The sequence below is a fragment of the Mycobacterium farcinogenes genome (assembly GCF_019739075.1).
In the GTDB taxonomy this organism is placed as follows: Bacteria; Actinomycetota; Actinomycetes; order Mycobacteriales; family Mycobacteriaceae; genus Mycobacterium; species Mycobacterium senegalense.
In genome coordinates, this window is sequence record NZ_CP081673.1 from 4,281,290 (window position 1) to 4,301,102 (window position 19,813).

17 protein-coding genes are annotated in these 19,813 nt (G+C 66.6%); 8 read left to right on the top strand and 9 right to left on the bottom strand.

The window, feature by feature from the left end:
• Positions 1 to 64: 64 nt before the first annotated feature.
• The 6 genes from scnC to K6L26_RS20415 form a co-directional block, all read right to left on the bottom strand.
• Positions 65 to 775 (bottom strand): thiocyanate hydrolase subunit gamma, encoded by a 711-nt coding sequence (gene scnC, locus K6L26_RS20390; protein ID WP_221851345.1) that lies wholly within the window; start codon positions 773 to 775, stop codon positions 65 to 67.
• Between the two features lie 39 nt (positions 776 to 814).
• Complete coding sequence (locus K6L26_RS20395; RefSeq protein ID WP_077738918.1) at positions 815 to 1,654, bottom strand: SH3-like domain-containing protein; 840 nt, start codon at positions 1,652 to 1,654, stop codon at positions 815 to 817.
• Positions 1,655 to 1,792: 138 nt separating this feature from the next.
• Complete coding sequence (gene dprA / locus K6L26_RS20400; protein WP_221851347.1) at positions 1,793 to 2,932, bottom strand: DNA-processing protein DprA; 1,140 nt, start codon at positions 2,930 to 2,932, stop codon at positions 1,793 to 1,795.
• Positions 2,929 to 4,440: a YifB family Mg chelatase-like AAA ATPase gene (locus K6L26_RS20405; RefSeq protein ID WP_221851349.1), complete on the bottom strand. Its 1,512-nt coding sequence runs from the start codon at positions 4,438 to 4,440 to the stop codon at positions 2,929 to 2,931. Before K6L26_RS20405 ends, dprA begins: the two co-directional genes overlap by 4 nt.
• A gap of 1 nt (position 4,441) precedes the next feature.
• Positions 4,442 to 4,810 (bottom strand): YraN family protein, encoded by a 369-nt coding sequence (locus tag K6L26_RS20410; RefSeq protein ID WP_221851351.1) that lies wholly within the window; start codon positions 4,808 to 4,810, stop codon positions 4,442 to 4,444.
• A 68-nt stretch (positions 4,811 to 4,878) separates the two neighbouring features.
• Positions 4,879 to 6,366 carry a carboxylesterase/lipase family protein gene (locus K6L26_RS20415; RefSeq protein ID WP_221851352.1) on the bottom strand — a complete coding sequence of 496 codons (1,488 nt, stop codon included), beginning with the start codon at positions 6,364 to 6,366 and terminating at the stop codon, positions 4,879 to 4,881.
• Between the two features lie 89 nt (positions 6,367 to 6,455).
• Between K6L26_RS20415 and K6L26_RS20420 the strand changes: the two genes are divergently transcribed.
• The 5 genes from K6L26_RS20420 (at position 6,456) to K6L26_RS20440 (ending at position 13,376) form a co-directional block, all read left to right on the top strand.
• Positions 6,456 to 7,058: a TetR/AcrR family transcriptional regulator gene (locus tag K6L26_RS20420; protein ID WP_077738914.1), complete on the top strand. Its 603-nt coding sequence runs from the start codon at positions 6,456 to 6,458 to the stop codon at positions 7,056 to 7,058.
• A 104-nt stretch (positions 7,059 to 7,162) separates the two neighbouring features.
• Positions 7,163 to 8,179 (top strand): iron ABC transporter substrate-binding protein, encoded by a 1,017-nt coding sequence (locus K6L26_RS20425; RefSeq protein WP_221851354.1) that lies wholly within the window; start codon positions 7,163 to 7,165, stop codon positions 8,177 to 8,179.
• Positions 8,180 to 9,754 (top strand): ABC transporter permease, encoded by a 1,575-nt coding sequence (locus K6L26_RS20430; RefSeq protein ID WP_221851356.1) that lies wholly within the window; start codon positions 8,180 to 8,182, stop codon positions 9,752 to 9,754.
• Positions 9,751 to 10,809 (top strand): ABC transporter ATP-binding protein, encoded by a 1,059-nt coding sequence (locus K6L26_RS20435; protein ID WP_221851358.1) that lies wholly within the window; start codon positions 9,751 to 9,753, stop codon positions 10,807 to 10,809. The genes K6L26_RS20430 and K6L26_RS20435 overlap by 4 nt, the downstream gene beginning before the upstream one ends.
• Positions 10,806 to 13,376, top strand: a complete 2,571-nt coding sequence (locus K6L26_RS20440; RefSeq protein WP_221851360.1) for an AMP-binding protein — start codon at positions 10,806 to 10,808, stop codon at positions 13,374 to 13,376. Before K6L26_RS20435 ends, K6L26_RS20440 begins: the two co-directional genes overlap by 4 nt.
• Here K6L26_RS20440 and K6L26_RS20445 read toward each other — a convergent pair.
• Positions 13,315 to 13,800 (bottom strand): MarR family winged helix-turn-helix transcriptional regulator, encoded by a 486-nt coding sequence (locus K6L26_RS20445; protein WP_221851361.1) that lies wholly within the window; start codon positions 13,798 to 13,800, stop codon positions 13,315 to 13,317. The genes K6L26_RS20440 and K6L26_RS20445 overlap by 62 nt on opposite strands.
• Positions 13,801 to 14,021: 221 nt before the next feature.
• Between K6L26_RS20445 and K6L26_RS20450 the strand changes: the two genes are divergently transcribed.
• Genes K6L26_RS20450 through K6L26_RS20460 form a run of 3 tightly spaced genes read left to right on the top strand, consistent with a single transcriptional unit; the run spans position 14,022 to position 17,594 of the window.
• Positions 14,022 to 15,071, top strand: coding sequence for a spirocyclase AveC family protein (locus K6L26_RS20450; protein WP_221851363.1), 1,050 nt, complete (start codon positions 14,022 to 14,024; stop codon positions 15,069 to 15,071).
• 5 nt (positions 15,072 to 15,076) lie between these two features.
• Complete coding sequence (locus K6L26_RS20455; RefSeq protein ID WP_221851364.1) at positions 15,077 to 16,741, top strand: nitric oxide reductase activation protein NorD; 1,665 nt, start codon at positions 15,077 to 15,079, stop codon at positions 16,739 to 16,741.
• A gap of 22 nt (positions 16,742 to 16,763) precedes the next feature.
• Positions 16,764 to 17,594 (top strand): CbbQ/NirQ/NorQ/GpvN family protein, encoded by an 831-nt coding sequence (locus tag K6L26_RS20460; RefSeq protein ID WP_245008622.1) that lies wholly within the window; start codon positions 16,764 to 16,766, stop codon positions 17,592 to 17,594.
• 3 nt (positions 17,595 to 17,597) lie between these two features.
• Here the strand turns inward: K6L26_RS20460 and K6L26_RS20465 are convergent, their stop codons facing one another.
• Both K6L26_RS20465 and K6L26_RS31715 read right to left on the bottom strand, forming a co-directional pair.
• Complete coding sequence (locus tag K6L26_RS20465) at positions 17,598 to 19,244, bottom strand: GMC family oxidoreductase (protein ID WP_221851366.1); 1,647 nt, start codon at positions 19,242 to 19,244, stop codon at positions 17,598 to 17,600.
• Positions 19,245 to 19,524: 280 nt separating this feature from the next.
• Positions 19,525 to 19,743: a hypothetical protein gene (locus K6L26_RS31715; RefSeq protein ID WP_245008623.1), complete on the bottom strand. Its 219-nt coding sequence runs from the start codon at positions 19,741 to 19,743 to the stop codon at positions 19,525 to 19,527.
• Positions 19,744 to 19,813 lie beyond the last annotated feature (70 nt).

The following is a 19,813-nucleotide window of genomic DNA, read 5'->3' on the forward strand; positions in this document are numbered from 1 at the left end:
CAGGGTCGGAATCCGGGCTTCCGCAAGTGATGCCGGGTCGTCGGGTGCGCCCACTGGGCCCTCCTCATTCACCGGTGGGATGGACCGCGGGGCGGGTGTCGGTGATGACATTGGTGGTCACCCCCGCTTTCGGCAGAGCCACACCGATGAAGCAGTCACGGGTGATGATCTCGGTGAGCTGATCCTCGGTCCAGCCGTCGGTGCCCTCGGGGCGCATCGGCATGACCATGAACCGATGCTTCTGATTGGAATCCTGCACCCGCACTTCGACGGTGTCCGGCAGGCACAACCCGAACTCGGACAAGACCTGCCGGGGCCAACGCACCAGGCGGCGACGGTAGTTGGGCGTCCGGTACCACTCGGGTGAGTTGCCGAGAATCGGGCGCGGGTAGCACGAGCACAGCGCACAGACGATCACGTGGTGCACGGTCGGCGTGTCTTCCAGGATCTGAAATGCGGTGAAGTCGCTGGGTGTGCCGAATCCCGTGGGCTCCAGCCAGTCGACGCCTACCTCCTTGCTGGCCGTCATCGGTTCGGCGACGGCCAGCCGCTTGAAGTCGGGGTCGAGCCACGCCCGGGCGACCAGACGTGCGGCCGGGATCGGTCCGATCTGTTCGGCGAACTCGGTGAACAGCCGATGTTCCTCAGCGGTGAATATCCCCTTCTCGATGCATAATTCGCGCAATGCGATCTCGAGTACCTCGAAGTCGGTGACCTCGTCGACCATCGGTTTGACGGTGCGCTCGTGATCGTGGTCGTGATCGTGCTCTGCCATGGTGCGCCCTTCGTGAGGATGCCGATCGGTGCGTGGAAGTCAGCCGGCTGCCAGCAGCCAGTGCTCGGGGATCTCGGTTCTCAACGTGTCGGTGGCCGTTCCCGTATAGCCGTCCCACAGATCGGCCATGGTGAAGCTGACGACGTAGAACCATTCCGGTATGGCGTCGGTCCGGTCCCAGGTTTCGTCCTCGGCCGCGGGACTTTCGTATGCGACGGCGGCGATCTCACCGCGCGCGCCACGGACGTACTCGGGGGTGCGGGTGTAGAACAACACCGGCAGCTCGCGCACCACCACCGCGTCACCCACCTTGAACTTCGGCGTCCCGGCCCGGCCCGCATACACCTGCGGATCGCCTTTGCCCTGGGCATGCACGATGTGGCTGTTGCGCTTGACGTTCGCCCCGTCGCCCTCGAACTTCGGTCGGGCCTCGAGCCGCTTACCGGCCATCCCACCGGCATAGCGGTCCTGGACTTCGGCCATCCGCTCGGACAGTTCGGTCAAGCCGATGTGGTGTTTCTCGATGAGGACGCGCGCGACCGACAGGAGCCAGCGGCCGTAGTACGGGAAACCCAGGTACACCGCGCGCCCGACGTCGACGTTGCCCATCCGTCGCCGTTCCTCGGACAACCAAATGCCGCGCCAGGCAAGGACTTCGCAGATGACGTAGGTCATGTGCTCCCAGTACTCGTAGTCCTTGTTCTCGTATTTCATCGGCGCGTCCGGCTCGCCGCCGACATCGTGCACGGGTTTCATGTATGCGGTGAAGCGGTCATGGTCGAGCAGGTCCGGTGTCGGGGCGTCGGGCAGTTCTGGGTATGCCGACTTCAGTCGAGCAACCAATGCCAGTTGGGCGGCGCGGTCAGCGGCTGTGCTCATGTCGAACCCTCCCCATCCCGACGCGCGACGCGGCGTACGCCCGGGTTGTGAGCTCACTCGATGGGTGCAAATTAACACCGGGTCAGCTGGTCCTGCAGGGAATCGGCGCCAATACACCGAGGTCTACGCAGGCGTCATTTACTCGGACCGGGCCCGGCGCCGGCGCGCGATCCGCCAGCAGCCGTCGACACTCTCGACCAACCCGGCGAACTCCAGCATCGTCAACGGTCCGAGCACCTGGTGCGGGGCCAGCGCGGCGAGCATCGCGATCTCGTCCACCGTGAGCGTGCCACGGGCCGGCAGCGCGTCATAGACCTGTTTCTCCGTCGGTGCGAGCTGATCCAACGGTCCGGTCGGGTGTGTCTCCTGCGGTGCGAGTTCGCCTATGTGACCGACGAGTTCGACTACCTCCTCGGCCCGGGCGATCAGGTGAGCTCCGTCCCGCAGCAGTGCATGGCAGCCCGCCGATGACGCCGACGTGACCGGGCCCGGCACCGCGCATACCGAACGCCCCTGCGCCTTGGCCCATCCCGCGGTGTTGGCCGCACCGCTGCGCAACCCTGCCTCCACCACCACGGTCGCCCCAGAGAGGGCGGCCACCAGCCGGTTGCGGGTGAGGAACCGCAGCCGGCCCGGTGCCGTCCCCGGCGGGTACTCACTGATCAACAGGCCCTCCTGCCGGATCCGGTGGAACAGCGCGCTGTGCCCGGCCGGGTACGGGTTGTCGATGCCCCCGGCCACGATCGCGATGGTCACGCCCTCGCACCCGAGCGCTGCACGGTGGGCCGCTCCGTCGATGCCGTAGGCCCCGCCGGACACCACCGTGACATCGCGTTCGACCAGTCCGGCGGCCAACTCGGCAGCCATGTGCTCCCCGTAGGCGGTGGCCGCCCGGGTACCGACGATCGCCGCGGCACGCTCGGTCGCCGCGTCGAGGCACACCGGGCCGACCGCCCACAACACCAGCGGCGGATGCGCGTGCGGGCGCTTCAGTTCCTTACCGCGAAGGGCCCGGAATCGCAGCAGCGGCCACTCCTCGTCATCGGGTGTGATCAGCCGCCCACCCATCCGGTCGAGAACATCGAGGTCGTCTGCCGCACAATCGAATCCCCGCCGCGCCTCGACCCGGCTCAACAGCTCGGAATCCACCCGACCGGCCTTGACCTGGCCGGCGGCCCGGACCGGGCCTTCTCGCGCGACCAGCGCCGTCAATTCCAGGCACGGCGGCTCCGCCACCCGCGACAGATAGGCCCAGGCGCGGCGCACCTCGTCGGTCATGACACGCCGCCGACCTGGCGGAAGCTCAATGCGGCAGTGACGTCCTCGTGAGCGGGCATGGTCCGCCCGGCCAGGTCCGCCAATGTCCAGGCCACCCTCAAACATCTGTCAGCCCCGCGCATGCTGATCACTCCGCGGTCGAGAACCGACCGCAACGGTTCCATCGCGGCCCTGGGCAATCGGAATTCGCGACGCAGCAGGGGTCCGCCGACCTCCGCATTGGTGCCGATCCCGTACGGTTTCCAGCGTTCCTGGGCCGCGAGGCGCGCCGCGGCGACGCGCTCGCGAACCACGGCACTGGATTCTCCCGACTGTGGCATGAAGGCCCCCGCGCTCACCGGGTACAACTCCACCTGCAAGTCGACACGATCCACCAGTGGCCCCGACAACTTGCCCCGGTACCGGAGCTTGGCTTGGGCCGAACACACGCAGTCGGCCGAATTGGGCGGAGCGCACGGGCACAGGTTCGCCGCCAGCACGAGTTGGAACCGCGCCGGATAGCATGCCACCCCGTCGCGGCGGGCCAACCGGATCTGGCCGTCTTCCAACGGAGTTCGCAACGCTTCCAGGGCACTCGATCCCATCTCGGCGAACTCGTCGAGAAACAGCACTCCCCGATGCGCCCGACTGACGGCTCCGGGACGCGCGAACCCGCTTCCGCCTCCGACCAGCGCCGCCACGCTCGAGGTGTGGTGTGGCGCCACGAACGGTGGACGCGTGATCAGCGGTGTGTCCCCCGCAAGTAGTCCCGCCATCGAGTGGATGGCCGTCACCTCAAGCGATTCGGCCGACGACAAGGGCGGCAGTAGCCCCGGAAGGCGCTGCGCCAACATCGTTTTCCCGATCCCGGGCGGGCCGGTCAGCATCAGGTGATGCGCACCCGCGGCCGCGACCTCGACGGCGTAGCGGGCCTGGCCCTGCCCGACGACATCGGCGAGATCCGCCGTCGCCTCGGCAGCGCAGCCCGGCGCCACCACGCGCGCCTCCAGATCTCCTTTCCCGTCCAGCCAGGCTTGCAGGTGCCGCAGGGTGCGGACACCCCACACCTCGATACCGTCGACGAGGCTGGCCTCGGCCAGGTTGTCGGCCGGCACCACCGCTACGGTCCAGCCCTCCTGCTTGGCGGCCAGCACGGCAGGCAGCACGCCGTGGACCGGCCGGACCCTGCCATCGAGCGCGAGTTCGCCCAGCAGGACCGACTTTTCCAGCCGCGCCCACGCCGTCTTGGTGTGCGCCGAGAGCACTGCCGCCGCCAGCGCCAGGTCATACACCGAACCGACCTTGCGCAACGTGGCCGGCGACAACGCCAGCGTCAGGCGCGACATCGGCCACTCGTTGCCGCAGTTCGTGATGGCCGCCCGCACCCGATCCCGCGACTCCTGCAGCGCGGTGTCGGGCAGCCCCACCAGGTTCACACTCGGCAGCCCCGAGGTGATGTCCGCCTCGATCTCCACGATGACGCCGTCCACGCCGCGCATGGCCACCGAATATGCTCTGCCCAAACCCATTTCAGCCCACCCCCTTGAGATGTGTGAGCTCGGGTTCTCGGCGGCGGCCGACGCGGACCCCGATCACGTCGATGCGCAGTGCGGCGTACCGTGACTCCTGTTCGGACAGCCACAGCGCCGCCAACCGCCGGATCCGGCGCACCTTCTGTGGCGTGACCGCCTCGGCCAGCCCGCCGAAGCCGTCGCCGGTGCGGGTCTTCACCTCGACGAAAACCACCGTGTTCGTGGCGATGTCGACGGCGATCACGTCGAGCTCGCCGTAGCGGCATCGCCAGTTGCGCGTCACCGTGCGCAAGCCCTGTGTGGTCAGGTGCTCGACGGCCAGCTGTTCACCCAGTGCGCCGATCTCGGCCCGTGTCAGAGACTTCATGCCCATACCGTGCGGGCCCGGTCCGACAGCTTCGGCTCAGTCAGGCCGAGTTATCCCCAGCGTGGAGTTCATCCACAGACCACTGTGAACGGGGCCGGCGGATGTCCGAGCCAGATCCGCCGCGACTTTTCCTCGGGATAGACCGTGGTCGAGGACGGTGCCGCGAGGATTCGGGTCGTTCGCTGGTCTGTGTCGTAGCGGGTCCATCCGGGTTGGCCTGCGGTGATGAAGCGGACCCAGGCCTGCTGGAGTTCGTCCGACACCGTACGGGCATCGGACGTCGGGTGGTCGCCGAAGAAGTATCTGCCGGTCGGACTGTCGAGGGTGGCGAAGACCAGAGGCACGTCGGTGCTGTGGCATGCTCCGAACTCCCCTGCGGCATAGGCGAGTTCGAAGAGATAGCTGTTGCCTCCGGCTTCGGCGTTTGCTTCTGCCAGCAGCAGCGACGGCATGCGGAAGGTGGCATCCGAGTACACCACCTCCACGAGTTCCTCCGGATCGGCGTCGGGAAAGGCGCGGCGGTACGCGTCCGGGCCGTCCGGGCGCGGCGCGAAGACGTCCATCGCCGTGCGCGCGTCGTCGTCGGTGAAGGTGCCCCGAACGCCCATCGTGATGCTGAAAAGCCGGAATTCGTCGCGAGTATGGCCGACGAGCAGATCGATCCCGGTGGCGCGACCTTCAGCCAGGGCGGCCCAAGGGGTGTCGTCGAGGAGTTCTCCGTCGATCACCGGGCAGACGGCGATGCCCAGGTGAGCCAGGCGGCCCCAGCGTTGGCGATAGGAGGGCATGTCGAGGCACAGCGCGGTGACCTCGTCAGCCAGCCGCTGCGGAGCGACGGTGGCGAGTCCGTGCGCGGTGGGTGGGACACCCAGGCGGTCCGCGAGCGTAGCGGTCACTTCTTCGGCCAGCGCCGGCGTGCAGTGCAATCCGGGAACCGAGTGGGTGATGGCCCGGTGAAACAGCGGGCGGGCGCGGGGGATGGCGAGAAGGGCGGCGACCGACCCGGCTCCGCCGGACGTCCCGGCGACGGTGACGCGGGTCGGGTCTCCGCCGAAGTTGGCGATGTTGTGCTGAACCCATTCCAGCGCCGCGATTTGGTCGAGCAGGCCGCGGTTCGGCGGAGCACCGTCGATCAGGGCGAATCCTTCCGCGCCCATCCGGCATTGGACGCTGACCACGACGATGCCGGCACCGGCCAGGGCGGTGGGATCGGTCATCGGGTCGGCCGCCGTGCCGGCCATGTAGCCGCCGCAGCACAGCCACACCAGCACCGGCAACCCGGTGGTGCCGGGGTCCGGCGTGCAGACGTTGACGGTCAGCCAGTCCGTTTCTGGAGACGGGTCCGCCTTGGGGCCCGGGCCCGACTGCGGTGGGGGTGGCCCGAATTCGACCGCGTGCCGAACGCCGTCCCACGAGGCAACAGGCACGGGAGCGGCGAAACGCAGCGCCCCGACCGGGGGCTGCGCGTACGAGATGCCGCGGAAGACGGCGGTGCCCCGCCGCAGGCGCCCCTCGATGATCCCCTGCGCTGTTCGGACTTGCGGATGTCCGTGCATGCTTGCTCCATTCGTTCGATGCGCCGCGCCTCGACGATAACCAGCCACCTGTATTATTACAACTGTATTGGAACAGCGGGAGGGTAGCAGTGCCGAAACAGGTCGATCACCGCGAGCGTCGCGAAGAGATCGCTCGCGCTCTGTGGCGTGTGGTGGATCAACGCGGGGTTCTGCGTCTGAGCCTGCGTGAGGTGGCGACGGAGGCCGGGATGTCGCACGGGCAACTCCAGCACTACTTCGCGAGCCGTCAGGAGTTGCTTACGTTCGCGATGGACTTCGCTGCCGAACAGACTGCTGCGCGGGTGGCACGCGGTCTGCAGGAGCTCGGCGCTGCGCCGCACCCTCGGGACGTCCTGCGGTTGACGCTCATCGAGATGCTGCCGCTGCACGACGATGCGCGCGCGACGAGCCGGATGAATGCCGCGTACGTTCTGGAAGCACTGCACGACAACACGATTCGCGACCGTACGCGCGAGGGCCTACGTCAGGGACGGGACCAAGTCAAAGCACTCATCGCGCAGGCGATCACTGATGGAAAGATCGATCGCGATCGCGACGCGAACACCGAGACCGACCGCATCCTGGCGTTGACCGGCCTGACACCGCTTCTCGACCTGGAGGTCATCACACCCGGGGCGGCCCTCGCCGCAATCGATCAGCATCTCGACGAACTGTTCCTCGTTGGGAATTAGGAGCCGCCGGCGGCCAGAAGCGCTCCCAAGGCAGTCCCGATACCCCGACCCACCCCGGTAGTGTCCTTAGGTGATGCTCAGCTAACGCCGAAAGGGATCACTCGATGCGCACACGTTGGAGTCGCCGGATTGCCGTTGTCCTGTCCGCCGTCGCGGTCGCCGCCGGCATGGTCGGGTGCTCCAGTTCAGGGTCTGACGAGCTGCTCATCTACAACGCTCAGCACGAGTCGCTCACCAAGGAGTGGATCGACGCGTTCACCAAGGAGACCGGGATCAAGGTCACCTACCGGCAGGGCGGTGACACCGAGCTGGGCAACCAGCTGGTGGCCGAGGGCAACGCCTCCCCGGCCGACGTGTTCCTCACCGAGAACTCCCCCGCGATGGCAGCCGTCGAACGCGCCGGGCTGTTCGCCGACGTCGAGCAGCAGACCCTCGATCAGGTCCCGGCCCAGTTCCGGCCGTCGTCGGGCAAATGGACCGGTGTGGCGGCACGCTCGACGGTGTTCGTCTACAACAAGGCCAAGCTGCCGGCCGACCAGCTGCCCCACTCGATCATGGATCTGCAGCAGCCCCAGTGGAAGGGCCGTTGGGGCGCACCTCCGGCCAAGGCCGACTTTCAGGCGATCGTGGCTGCCATCCTCGAGTTGAAGGGCGAACCGGCCACCGCACAGTGGTTGGCCGGACTGAAGACCAATGCCGTTGTGCTCCAAGACAATATCGCCACACTGCGGGCGGTGAACGACGGTCAGGTGGACGGTGGGATCATCTACCACTACTACTGGTTCCGCGATCAGGCCAAGACCAAGGAGATCAGCGGCAACACCGCGCTGCACTACTTCAAGAACTCCGATCCCGGCGCGTTCGTCAGCCTGTCCGGCGGCGGCGTGCTGAAATCCAGCAAGAAGCAGGATCAGGCCCAGCAGTTCCTCCGGTTCATCACCGGCAAGGCCGGTCAGGAGGTGCTGCAGAAAGGCACGTCCTTCGAATACCCGGTCGCCAGTGGCGTCGCCGCCAACCCGGCCCTGCCGCCGCTGGACACGCTGCAGGCGCCCGCGGTCAACCCGTCCAATCTCGATGCCGCCAAGGTCACCGACCTGATGACGAAGGCTGGCTTGCTGTAATTGGTCGCCACAGAAGCGCCGTCGGCTCAACCCGCACCGCAGCAGCGTTCCGTCCGTGCCCGGCCGGGGGCGGCGCTGAGCACCGCCGTGGTGCTGTTGCTGGCTGCCACCTTCATCCCGCTGGGTTACGTGGCCTGGTCGGTGATCACCACGGGTCCGAGCCGGGTGATCGAGCTCGTGCTGCGGCCCCGGGTCGGGGAGCTCCTGCTCAACACGGTCGGCCTGGTCCTCATCACCGTGCCGGTCTGTGTGGTGCTCGGGGTCGGCGCGGCCTGGCTGGTTGAACGCACGGATCTGCCGGGACGGACGTGGTGGCGGCCGGTGTTCGTCGCGCCCCTGGCGGTGCCCGCGTTCGTGAACAGCTATGCCTGGGTCAGCGTGCTGCCCACGCTGCACGGGATGCCGGCGGGCGTGCTGATCGCGACGCTGTCGTACTTCCCCTTCGTCTACGTGCCCGCCGCGGCCACCCTGCGCCGCATCGATCCGGCGCTGGAGGAATCGGCCCGGGCGCTCGGATCCGGATCGTCCGGGGTGTTCTTCCGGGTGGTGCTGCCGCAGCTGCGCCTGGCGATCCTGGGCGGCGCCCTGCTGATCGGTGTGCACCTGCTGGCCGAGTACGGCGCGTTCGCGATGATCCGCTTCTCGACCTTCACCACCGCGATCTTCGAACAGTTCCAGGCCACCTTCGACGGCGCCGCCGGCGCCACGCTGGCCGCCGTCCTCGTCCTCCTGTGCCTGTTGCTGTTGGTCACCGAGGCCGCGGCCCGGGGCAACGCCCGCTTCGCGCGGATCGGTTCCGGAGCGCAACGCGCCAGTGCGCCGATGCGCCTGGGCCGCACCACGTTGCCGGCCATCGTCGGATTGCTGACGCTGGCCGCCCTGGCGTTGGGAGTGCCGCTGTGGACGCTGACGCGGTGGATGTGGATCGGCGGCGCGCAGGTGTGGGACGCCACGGAGATCGGTACCGCGCTGGCCCAGACCGCGACGCTGGCCGCTGCCGCCGCGGCTCTGACCACGGTCCTGGCCTTCCCGTTCGCCTGGGTCGCGGTCCGCTACAGCGGACTGCTGGCCCGCTCGATCGAGGGCGCCAACTTCATCACCAGCTCCATGCCCGGGATCGTCACCGCACTGGCCCTGGTGACGGTGGCGATCCGCTACGCTCCCCCGCTCTATCAGACTGCGGCCCTGGTGATCTGCGCCTATGTGCTGCTGTTCCTGCCCCGTGCCCTGGTCAGCCTGCGCTCGGGCCTGGCCCAGGTGCCGCCGTCGGTGGAGGAGGCCTCACGCTCGTTGGGAGCCTCACCGGCTCGGACGTTCGTCCGCGTCACCCTGCGACTGACCGCGCCCGCGGCCGCCGCCGGCGCCTCGCTGGTATTCGTGGCCGTCGCAACGGAATTGACCGCTACGCTGCTGCTGGCACCGACCGGTACCCGCACGCTGGCGATGCGGTTCTGGTCACTGAGCAGCGAATTGGACTACGCCGCCGCGGCGCCCTACGCGCTGATGCTGATTGCCTTGTCCATACCCGTGACCCTGATGTTGTTGCGCCAGTCGACAAAGGTGGCCGCCCTGTGACCGACGACGTCCTGCAAGTACGTGGACTCCGCAAGTCCTTCAACGGCACCGCGGTGCTCGACGGCATCGACCTGACCCTGACGCCGGGCTCCATCACCGCGGTGGTCGGATCGTCTGGATGCGGCAAGACCACGCTGCTGCGGGTGATCGCCGGTTTTGAATCCCCCGACGCCGGCACCGTGACCATCGAGGGACGCCAAATGGCCGGTCCGACAAACACTGTCGCACCCCATCGCCGCGACGTCGGCTACGTGGCACAGGACGGCGCGCTGTTCCCGCACCTGACGGTGGCCCAGAATGTCGCCTACGGTCTACGCGAGCGCGGGGCCGCAGCCCGGGCCAGGGTCAGCGAACTCCTGGACACCGTGTCGCTGGATTCCTCGTTCGCGCAGCGCAGGCCGCACCAACTGTCCGGCGGCCAGCAGCAGCGCGTCGCACTGGCCCGGGCCCTGGCCCGCCGCCCGGTGGTGATGCTACTCGACGAGCCGTTCAGCGCGCTGGACACCGGGCTGCGCGCCGCCACCCGCAAGTCCGTGGCCCGGGTGCTGTCAGAGACCGGGGTGACCACCCTGATCGTGACGCACGACCAGGAGGAGGCACTGTCGATCTCCGATCAGATCGCGGTGATGCGTGAGGGCAGGTTCACCCAGGTCGGAACGCCCGAGCACGTGTACCGCCAACCTGCCGACCGATTCACCGCCGAGTTCCTCGGGGACTGCATCACGGTGGCGGGCACCGTCACCTCAGGCTGGGCCGACAGCGCTCTGGGCCGCGTACCGGTCCAGGCCGGCGCGGCCGACGGTCCGTGCACGGTGGTGCTGCGACCCGAACAGCTTGTCGCCACGGCGATCTCGGACAGCGAGGGTGCTGCCGAGGCAGCAGCCAGCGTGGGAACCGTGATCGCCACCGAATTCCTCGGCCACGACGTACTGCTCACCATCGAGCCGGCCGCAGCCGGTGAGCCCATCGTCGTGCGCCAGCACAGCCTGAACCCGCCGGCCCGCGACACCAAGGTCCGGATCGATGTGCGGGGCGCCGGGACGGCGTTGCCTTGAGCCACCTCGCCGAGGCGCTGCGGGCCCATGGTGACCGGATCGCGGTGGTGACCGAGACCCGACAGGTCAGCTACGCCGCCCTCGCCGATCTCGTGTCCGAGGCCGCGGCAGCACTGGGCCCCGAACGCCGCCTGGTACTCCTCGAAGCACGTAATGATCTGCCGACTCTGGTGCACTATCTCGGCGCACTCGCAGCCGGCCATGTGTCGTTGCCGGTGCCCGCGGGTGGTGATCACCGGACGATCCGGCAGACCTACTCCCCCGACACGGTGGTCGATGCCGCGGGCATCCACCACGTGCGCGCCCGCAGCACACACCGGATGCACGACGACCTGGCCCTGCTGATGTCGACATCGGGCAGCACCGGATCACCGAAGCTGGTCCGGTTGTCCCACACCAACCTGGCCAGCAATGCCGCCGCCATCGCCGAGTACCTCGCAATCAGTGAAACCGACCGGGCGGCAACCACGTTGCCGATCTCCTACTGCTACGGGCTCTCGGTGGTCAATAGCCACCTGCTGCGTGGGGCCTGCCTGATCCTCACCGATCGCTCGGTGGTCGACGACAAGTTCTGGGACCTGTTCACCCGGCACCGGGCCACCACCTTCGCCGGGGTACCCCATACCTTCGATCTGCTCGACCGCATCGGTTTCGACACCATGGACCTGTCCCATCTGCGGTACCTCACCCAGGCGGGCGGACGGATGGCACCTGACCGGGTGCGCCGTTTCGCGGCTCTGGGACAACGCCGCGGCTGGCAGTTGTTCGTGATGTACGGGGCGACCGAGGCCACCGCCCGGATGGCTTATCTGCCACCGGAATTGGCTCTGTCACACCCCGAGGCCATCGGGCGTCCGATCCCCGGCGGCAGCCTGTCCATCCGCTCCGGTGACGGCTGGCCCGACGGCACGGGTGAGCTGGTCTACCGCGGAGCCAACGTGATGCTCGGATACGCCGACCGCCCCGAGGACCTGGCCCTCGGCGCCACCGTCGAAGAACTGCGCACGGGCGACATCGCACGGCGCACCTCCGACGGCCTGTACGAGATTGTCGGCCGCAGTGCGCGATTCGTGAAACTGTTCGGGCTGCGCATCGACCTGGACCGGCTGCAGACCACCCTCGCCGACCGCGGCGTGGCGGCACTGTGCACCGACGACGGTGAGACGCTCGCCGTGGCAGCCGCGGGCACAGGCGAAGCCACCGCCGACGACGTGCAACAGTTGACCGCCACCCTCGCGGGTGTGCCGGCCGGCGCGGTGCGCGCCGTGCTCGTCCCCGAACTACCCCGGTTGATTTCCGGCAAGCCGGACTACGCCGCGGTGCGCGCGGCGGTCGCCGAACCGCGCGTGACCGACGTCGAGGATCTGAGGGGTCTGTTCGCCGACGTACTGCACGTCCCCGCCGAGTCCGTCGACCGCGACGCCAGCTTCGTCGACCTCGGCGGCAACTCGTTGTCCTATGTGGCCATGTCGGTCCGGTTGGAACGGGCCCTCGGGCGGCTGCCGAAGGACTGGCACCGGATGACGCTGCGAGACCTGGAGCGCAACTACATGGCCCGCCGGCGCCGGTGGGCCACCGTGGAAACCAGCGTGGCCCTGCGTGCTGCGGCCATCGTCCTCATCGTCGGCTCGCATGCCGAGTTGTTCGCGCTGTGGGGCGGTGCACACATCCTGCTCGGGGTGGCCGGCTACAACTTCGGCCGGTTCTGTCTCACCCCGGTCCCCCGGTCGACCCGGTTGCGTCACCTGCGCAACACGATCGCCTGGATTGCGGTGCCCTCGATCGTCTGGGTCGCGGTCGCACTCGTGCTCACCGACGACTACTACGCGTCGAACCTGTTGCTGGCCAACAAGTTCCTGGGGCCGCCGGACAGCATGACCGCCGGGCGGTTGTGGTTCGTCGAGGTGCTGGTCTGGATCCTGGTGGCGCTGACCGCCGTGTGTGCGCTGCCCGGCGCCGACCGGTTGGAGCGACGCCGTCCCTTCGCCTTCGCCGCGGCGTTCCTGGCGCTGGGGCTGGTGTTGCGTTACGACCTACCCGGTTTCGGCTTGGGCCGCGAAGCCTGGTTCACGATCCTGGCGTTCTGGTTCTTCGCAGCCGGATGGACAGCGGCCAAGGCCACGGCCACCTGGCAGCGCATGATCGTCACCGGCGTACTGGCGATCGGACTACACGGCTACTTCGGCAACACCGGTAGGGAAACCCTGGTGCTGGCCGGGTTCGCGCTGCTGATCTGGTTGCCCGCGCTGCGCTGTCCCGCTCCGGTGGCGATCGGGTGCGGCCTGCTCGCCGAGGCATCGCTGTACACCTACCTGACCCACTACCAGGTCTATCCGTTGTTCGGTGACCACCGGGTGCTCGGCGTGCTGGCCGCACTCGTCGTGGGCCTCGGACTTACCTATGTGGTCAACGTAACGCACCGATATGTAGCCTCTGTCGTCGCTGAGACGGGGCATGGACGTGGTGCTCGATCGTGGCGTGGATTCGTGAACCGACGATCCTCGATCAGAGAGCGTCGTCAGCCTTACGATGCGGATTGGGAACTGAGGACCGCGGAACGCCGCTGAGCTTCCTGAGAGTGGCGATGCAGGCATGAAGTTCATCGAGGGCGACGCCGGCCGCCTTGGCACGGAAGAATTCGTGCAACTGGCCCAGCGACTTCTTTTGCGCTCCGGCGCCTCGACGGGTCACCTCGATGCGAACCCCCCGCCGGTCGTCGTTCGATGGCGTTCGCAGCAACAGACCTGCGGCGACGAGTTTGTCGATGTCTGAGGTGATCGTGCTCGGCAGGACGTTGAGATAGTCGATCAGCATGCCCGGCCGGTCGAGCCCGGCATGGACGAGAAAGATGATGCCCAGTGCACGCTCCGAGATTCCATACTCACGAGCCACAGGCGTGGTGAGGGTTGAAATCATGCGCCGGATGTCTGTCGCGGCGCCTAGGAAGTCCACGATGTCGCTGTCGTCGGCAGCTCCGATGGTGTCAGCCACGACGCCACACCCTACCTGACCTCGCATTCCAGGGCCGATATCCACCAAGTAGTTCATTATCTGAAATATGTGCGCTACTGTCGCACTCGGGCGAGGTTCACCTCGCGCGTCACCTGTCGCGGGAAACAGTGCGGAGTGCTATGAAGCCATCAACTCGTGTTTGCCAACCTTCGATTGCCGACGATGGCGGACGGGTACGTGCGTCCGCCCCCTGGAAGGCCTTGGCGTGCTGGGCGGTCATCGCCGCGGTGGCGGTCTTCATCCTGGTGACCGCGGAGAAGCACGGACCGGCCTCGCCTGAGAATGCGAATCCAGCGGGCGTGGGCAAGTCGGCCCCGGTGCAGCCACTGTGGCCCAACATCGATTTCGTCCTGTGGGGGCAGATATTGGGCGCTCTGCTCCTCGCCGTCACGATCGTTGCCTCGGTAGCGGTCTGGAGGCGGCATCCCGGTCATCCGGTCATCCTCATGATCCTCGCGTCCAGCACGCTTTTCTGGTGGGATCCGATCAACAACTGGGCGATCGGACTGGTCTACAACCCGGACCTGTGGCACTTTCCCCGAGATTGGCCGTGGCTCAACATCTCTCCGGTTATCGAACCGTTGACCTCGGTCATCTACGCACCGTACGTCCTGCTCCCCTACTTCCTGGCTATGCCGATCCTGCGGGCAATTCAGCGACGCCGCGCCCCGGACACATTCGTTTGGCGCCATCCACTGATCTCGATGGCTGTGCTGACATTCGTCATCGGCGTGGTTTGGGATGCCGCCCAGGAGGTCCTGCTCACTCGCACCCAGTTCCTCACCTATAGCCACGTGGTCGAATTCGGCTCCATCGATGTCGGCAAGAACAGTCAGTTTCCGTTGTTGATGGCCAGTGTGCTCATCACGATCATCATGATCCCGGCGTCGATTCTGTTGTATCGGGACGACACGGGAAAATCGCAGGCAGACAAGCTCGCCCAACGTCTGCGCTTGCACAATCGTCGACCCAAGCTGGCGACGTTTCTGGTGATGGCGATCATCCTGAATGTCGCGATGATGAGTTTCAGCTCGGCGTTCTGGCTGGCACGTACGACGGGAGCGGCCTCCACCGTCGCCTGCCCGTGGCCCTACCCGGAGGCCAAGACCTGGGATCCACGCGGTTACTACCAATCCCAGGGCGCCCCAGGGCCATTCACCGCCGGTAAAGCCAGCACGTGGCAGATCGGACAACCGGACGGCCGGCCTACCGATATCACCGTGGAGTCCAACCGCTGCAATCCCCAGTGACTACCGTGGCGGCGGAGCCAGGACATAGCGGCGCGCCGCACGTGCACAACATGCTGGCATCGGCCGTCGCCGGCCGGCCGGTCGAGGTCGTCGCCGGCGGGCCGGGCGAGCAGGCGTGGTCCGACGGCCACACGATCACGCTCGACCCCAGCGAGGATTCGCGAAAAGCCATCGAGGCGGTGGTCGTCCACGCCGCACTGATCGGTGCGGGTAGTCTTTCTTCCGAGCTGATGCGACCCCTACTGTGGCACAGTCGATTACGTCGCCGATTTCTGAGAATCGAGGGGCCGCGCGCTGTCGCCGAACTGGGAGACCTTCTGCCGCGGTCGCTCAACTACATGATTTGCGACGATATCGCGCGGCTCAGTGACTCGGCGGCAGCCTCGCTGGCCCTGGCGCGGACCCGTTCGGCCATCCCGGAGTCCGGTCTGTATCTGGGAGTACTTCGGCCACGCCAGGTACTGGCGGTGCGGCCCACTGGTACGGCAACTCCCGAAGACAAAGTCACAGGCGAGCGCAGCGGCGTCGCCGAAGGGGCCACGCAGCCAGTGCCGCCAACTCCGATGCCCGACGACAGTTTCTTCTTCTCCGCCGGAAACGGCTCGCTACTGATGGGGCGTCTCTTGCGCGCATTGTTGCGGGGGGCGGGCCTGGCCGGCACGGACGGGCCGGTCGGGGGACGTTCGATGTCGCCGCTGGGTACAGCGGGGCGTGCGCGCTCCACCGCGGTGATCGGGACCAAGGTCGCGGACGATCAAGCTACATCGCCATCTGGCAGAGGGTTTCGGTACCCGGAGTGGGATTCAAGGAGCGGACGCTACTGGCCCGAGTGGTGCACCGTGCGCGTCGTCGAACCCGATGACCGCCCGCAAGGTTCGATGGCGAACGCTGATCTAGGTATGCGAAGACCACTGTCTCGGCTGGGAACCGGTTTCGGGATACGCCGCCGACAGCCCTACGGAGACGACATCGACATCGACGCCGCAGTCGAGGGCCGGATCTGCGCACTCACTACACAGGAATCTGACGGAGCGTTCTATCTCGCGACGGGCCGCGATCGTCGTGATCTGTCGGCGCTGATCCTCCTCGATATCTCGGGGTCAACTGCCGAGCCCGGCGTCGGGCGAGTTCGGATCCACGACCATCAACGGATCGCGGTTGCCGCACTGGCCACGACCATGCAGCGGCTCGGTGATCGCGTTGCCGTGTACGGCTTTTCCTCACACGGCCGGCATAACGTCCGGCTGACTACGTTGAAGACGTTTGCCGAGTACAACGAACGTTCTATGCTCGCCCGCCTGCACCAACTAGAACCTTGTGGGTACTCACGATTGGGTGCCGCGATCCGGCACGGCGCCAGCATCATCGACCAAGGTGGGGGCACCACCCGGCGCCTGCTGATCGTGGTCTCCGACGGCCTGGCGTTCGATCACGGCTACGACCTGGATCACGGCGCGCGAGACGTTCGAAAGGCGCTCGCCGAAGTACGCAGCCGCGGTACCGGGTGTCTGTGCCTGACGGTGGGCGCCTCGGCTCCGTCAGAGGAACTGCCGCTGGTCTTCGGCACCGCGGCCCACGCAGCAGTCGCCCGGCCCGATCAACTCGCGCCAGTCATCGCCAGCCTCTGTCGAGCGGCATTGCGCACCGCCGAAGTCCGCCGACACCAGTGAACACGAAGGGACCATAGATCCGATGCCAACACCCAACGTGGCTATGGACACATCCCGCACCGTCGAGCGTCCGTTCTACCACGCGGTCGGCAATGAAGAACGAGTGTTCGCGGCCGCCTTCCGACAAAAACTCCCCGTTTTGCTCAAGGGGCCGACCGGGTGCGGCAAGACACGCTTCGTCGAGGCGATGGCTCATGAGATGGGACGCCCGCTGATCACCGTGGCCTGTCACGACGACCTCACCACCGCCGACCTCGTCGGGCGGTTCTTGTTGTGTGGCGGGGAAACCGAATGGGTCGACGGCCCGCTGACGCGCGCGGTTCGCGAAGGTGCGATCTGTTATCTCGATGAGGTGGTCGAGGCCCGACAGGACACCACCGTGGTGCTTCATCCCCTCGCCGATCACCGCCGCACACTGCCGATCGAACGACTTGGTGAAACACTCACCGCTACAGCAGAATTCTGCCTGGTCGTCTCCTACAATCCGGGCTACCAGAGCGTTCTCAAAGATCTCAAAGATTCCACCCGCCAGCGCATGGTCGCCATCGAATTCGACTATCCAGCCCCAGATATCGAGCGCATCATCGTGCAGCGTGAAAGCGGAATCGGTGCCAACACCGCAGAAGATCTAGTCCGCCTCGCCCAAGCAATCCGCCGCCTCGACGGTGCCGGGCTAAGGGAGGTTGCCTCAACCCGCGTACTGATCGCCGCAGCCCGCCTTGCCCAGGCCGGCCTTTCGGTGCGTGAGGCTGCCGAGGCTGCCATCGTCGCGCCACTCACCGACGACCACGCTGTGGGCGCAAGCCTTCGGAAGCTACTCGAGGTCTATCTAGCAGGCCAACCGAGCAACTGAACGTCAGTCGCCGACGATCAGTTCAGCGGCCCGCTCTCCGATCATCATCGCCGCGGCATTGGTGTTGCCGCCGACGATGCTCGGCATGATCGACGCATCGACAACTCGTAACCCTTCCACTCCCCGGACCCGTAGCTCGGGATCGACGACGGCGCGCTCGTCGGTTCCCATCCGGCAGGTGCCGACCGGGTGATACACCCCCGAGGCGTTCCGGCGCACAAAGTCGGCCAAGTCAGCGCCGGTGTGATCCGAACCGGGTAGCACTTCGTCGCCGATCTCCCGTGCAATCTCCTGGTGAGTCAACGTTTCTCGGACCAGCTCCATGCCAGCGACCAGTGTCGCTACGTCCCGGGGCTCAGCCAGGTAGTTGGGATCGATCAGCGGGGCAGTGAACGGATCAGTCGACGCCAAGCGCACACTTCCCCGGCTCTCGGGATAAATCATCGTCGGCATGAGCGTCAACGAAGACGAGGACTCGGCGGCCAAGTGCAGACCGGGACTGTCCTGATTTGCCGGATAGCTCATCGGAAGAATGAACATTTGCAGGTCCGGAACGTCAGTGCCCGTTCCTACGCCGCTGTCGAGGAACGCCACCGCTTCAAACAGGGTGTGCGCCAGGTACGTCGACCGCGGGCGCACACATTCACGAACCGCCGCGCCGGCGAAACTCAGCGGTGACGCGCTGCGCCCGCCGCGAGCCTGATAGGACATCGGCACGAACAAGTGATCGTGCAGATTGTCACCGACGGGCAGGTCGGCGATCACCTTGATCCCATGGTCACGCAAGTGCGCCGCATGGCCGATGCCCGAGAGCATCAGAAGCCGCGGTGAACCCAGGGAACCTGCGCTGACGATCACCTCGCAGCTCGCGTGTACCGGTCCGATCGGTCTCCGGTTGCGACCCGCGACCAATTCCACACCCATTGCGCGCCCCGCTTCCGTGATCACCCGGGTCGCGGTGACACCGGTGAGTACATGCAGATTCCGGGGCGCGTCCGATAGATACCCGCGATCGGTACCCACTCTTCTGCCCGCACCGGCGGTCTGCTGTAGCGGCGCTACCCCGGTCTGCTGCAGGCCGTTGTAGTCATCGTTCATGCCGACTCCGGAGGTTTCCGCAAGTGCGATCATGTAGCGTTCGGTAATACTCGCCAACCCCGTGGCGCGTTCGACAGCGATGGGGCCATGTCCGCCGCGCAGCTCGCTCGGACCGTCCTCGAAACACTCCAGCCGCCGGAACGACGGCAAAACCTCAGAGAACGCCCACCCTTTCGCGCCACCAGCGGCCCACTCGTCGTAGTTCTGCCGGTTTCCCCGCACAAAGGCCATCCCGTTGATCGCGCTGCCGCCGCCGAGGATCCGGCCATGCGACTGGGGAAGGGTGCGGCCCTTCATATGTCGTTGCGGAACGCTGTACGCAGGCCAGGTGACCAGCCGTTGAAGGGCGGTGACCGCGTGGATGGCTCCACACATGCCGGGAACGGTGACCAGCGGGCCACGCCGCTGACGGCCCGACTCGATCAGTATGACGGTCGCGCCGGTGTCGGCCAGACGTCGCGCCACGATCGCACCTGCACTACCTGATCCCACGACGACGTAGTCCGCTGACTTCAACTCTGCCGAATCCTTGGTCACCCGTACTCGCTTCATCCTCAAGACCTTTCACTGGCCCAGTGTTATTTCATTTTATGAAGTATGTACTGACAGTAGCTCATCCGGCGCTACCCTCCGGCCGGACAGGCCAGATGCTTTCCGGCACAGGGCCCCGTTCGCAGCGCCGGACCTGCAGATCAGGCGGGCATTGAGTGTTTGCCTGGACTGCAACAGTTCTCGGAGGTTCGCTGGTCTCACAAGCTTCTGGTCGTGCGTAGGAGAACGCTTGTTCGTGACGCCGTGCGATTGTCGGTCGTGTAACGAAAGTCCTCACGCGTCATTGAATTCGGATGAGCTGGAATGGCATCTCGATGACCAGTGGTCGGTTGATTCCGCAGCCACCGCTGGTGCCTACGGTGCGGTCCCAACCGGAGAACGAACTCACGTCGTCGAAGCTCGGCGATCCCGACAGGTCGGGCGAAAAGTACAGCAGCTGATCAGCCGGTGCAGCGGTGCCGTCGTGGCATGGCTCCCACTGGTCAAGGTGTCTTCGCACCGACCACAGCCCAGCTGAGTCGCATCGAATGGGGGCGTTCCACCCTTGGCTGCTGGTCACTTCGCCTGCA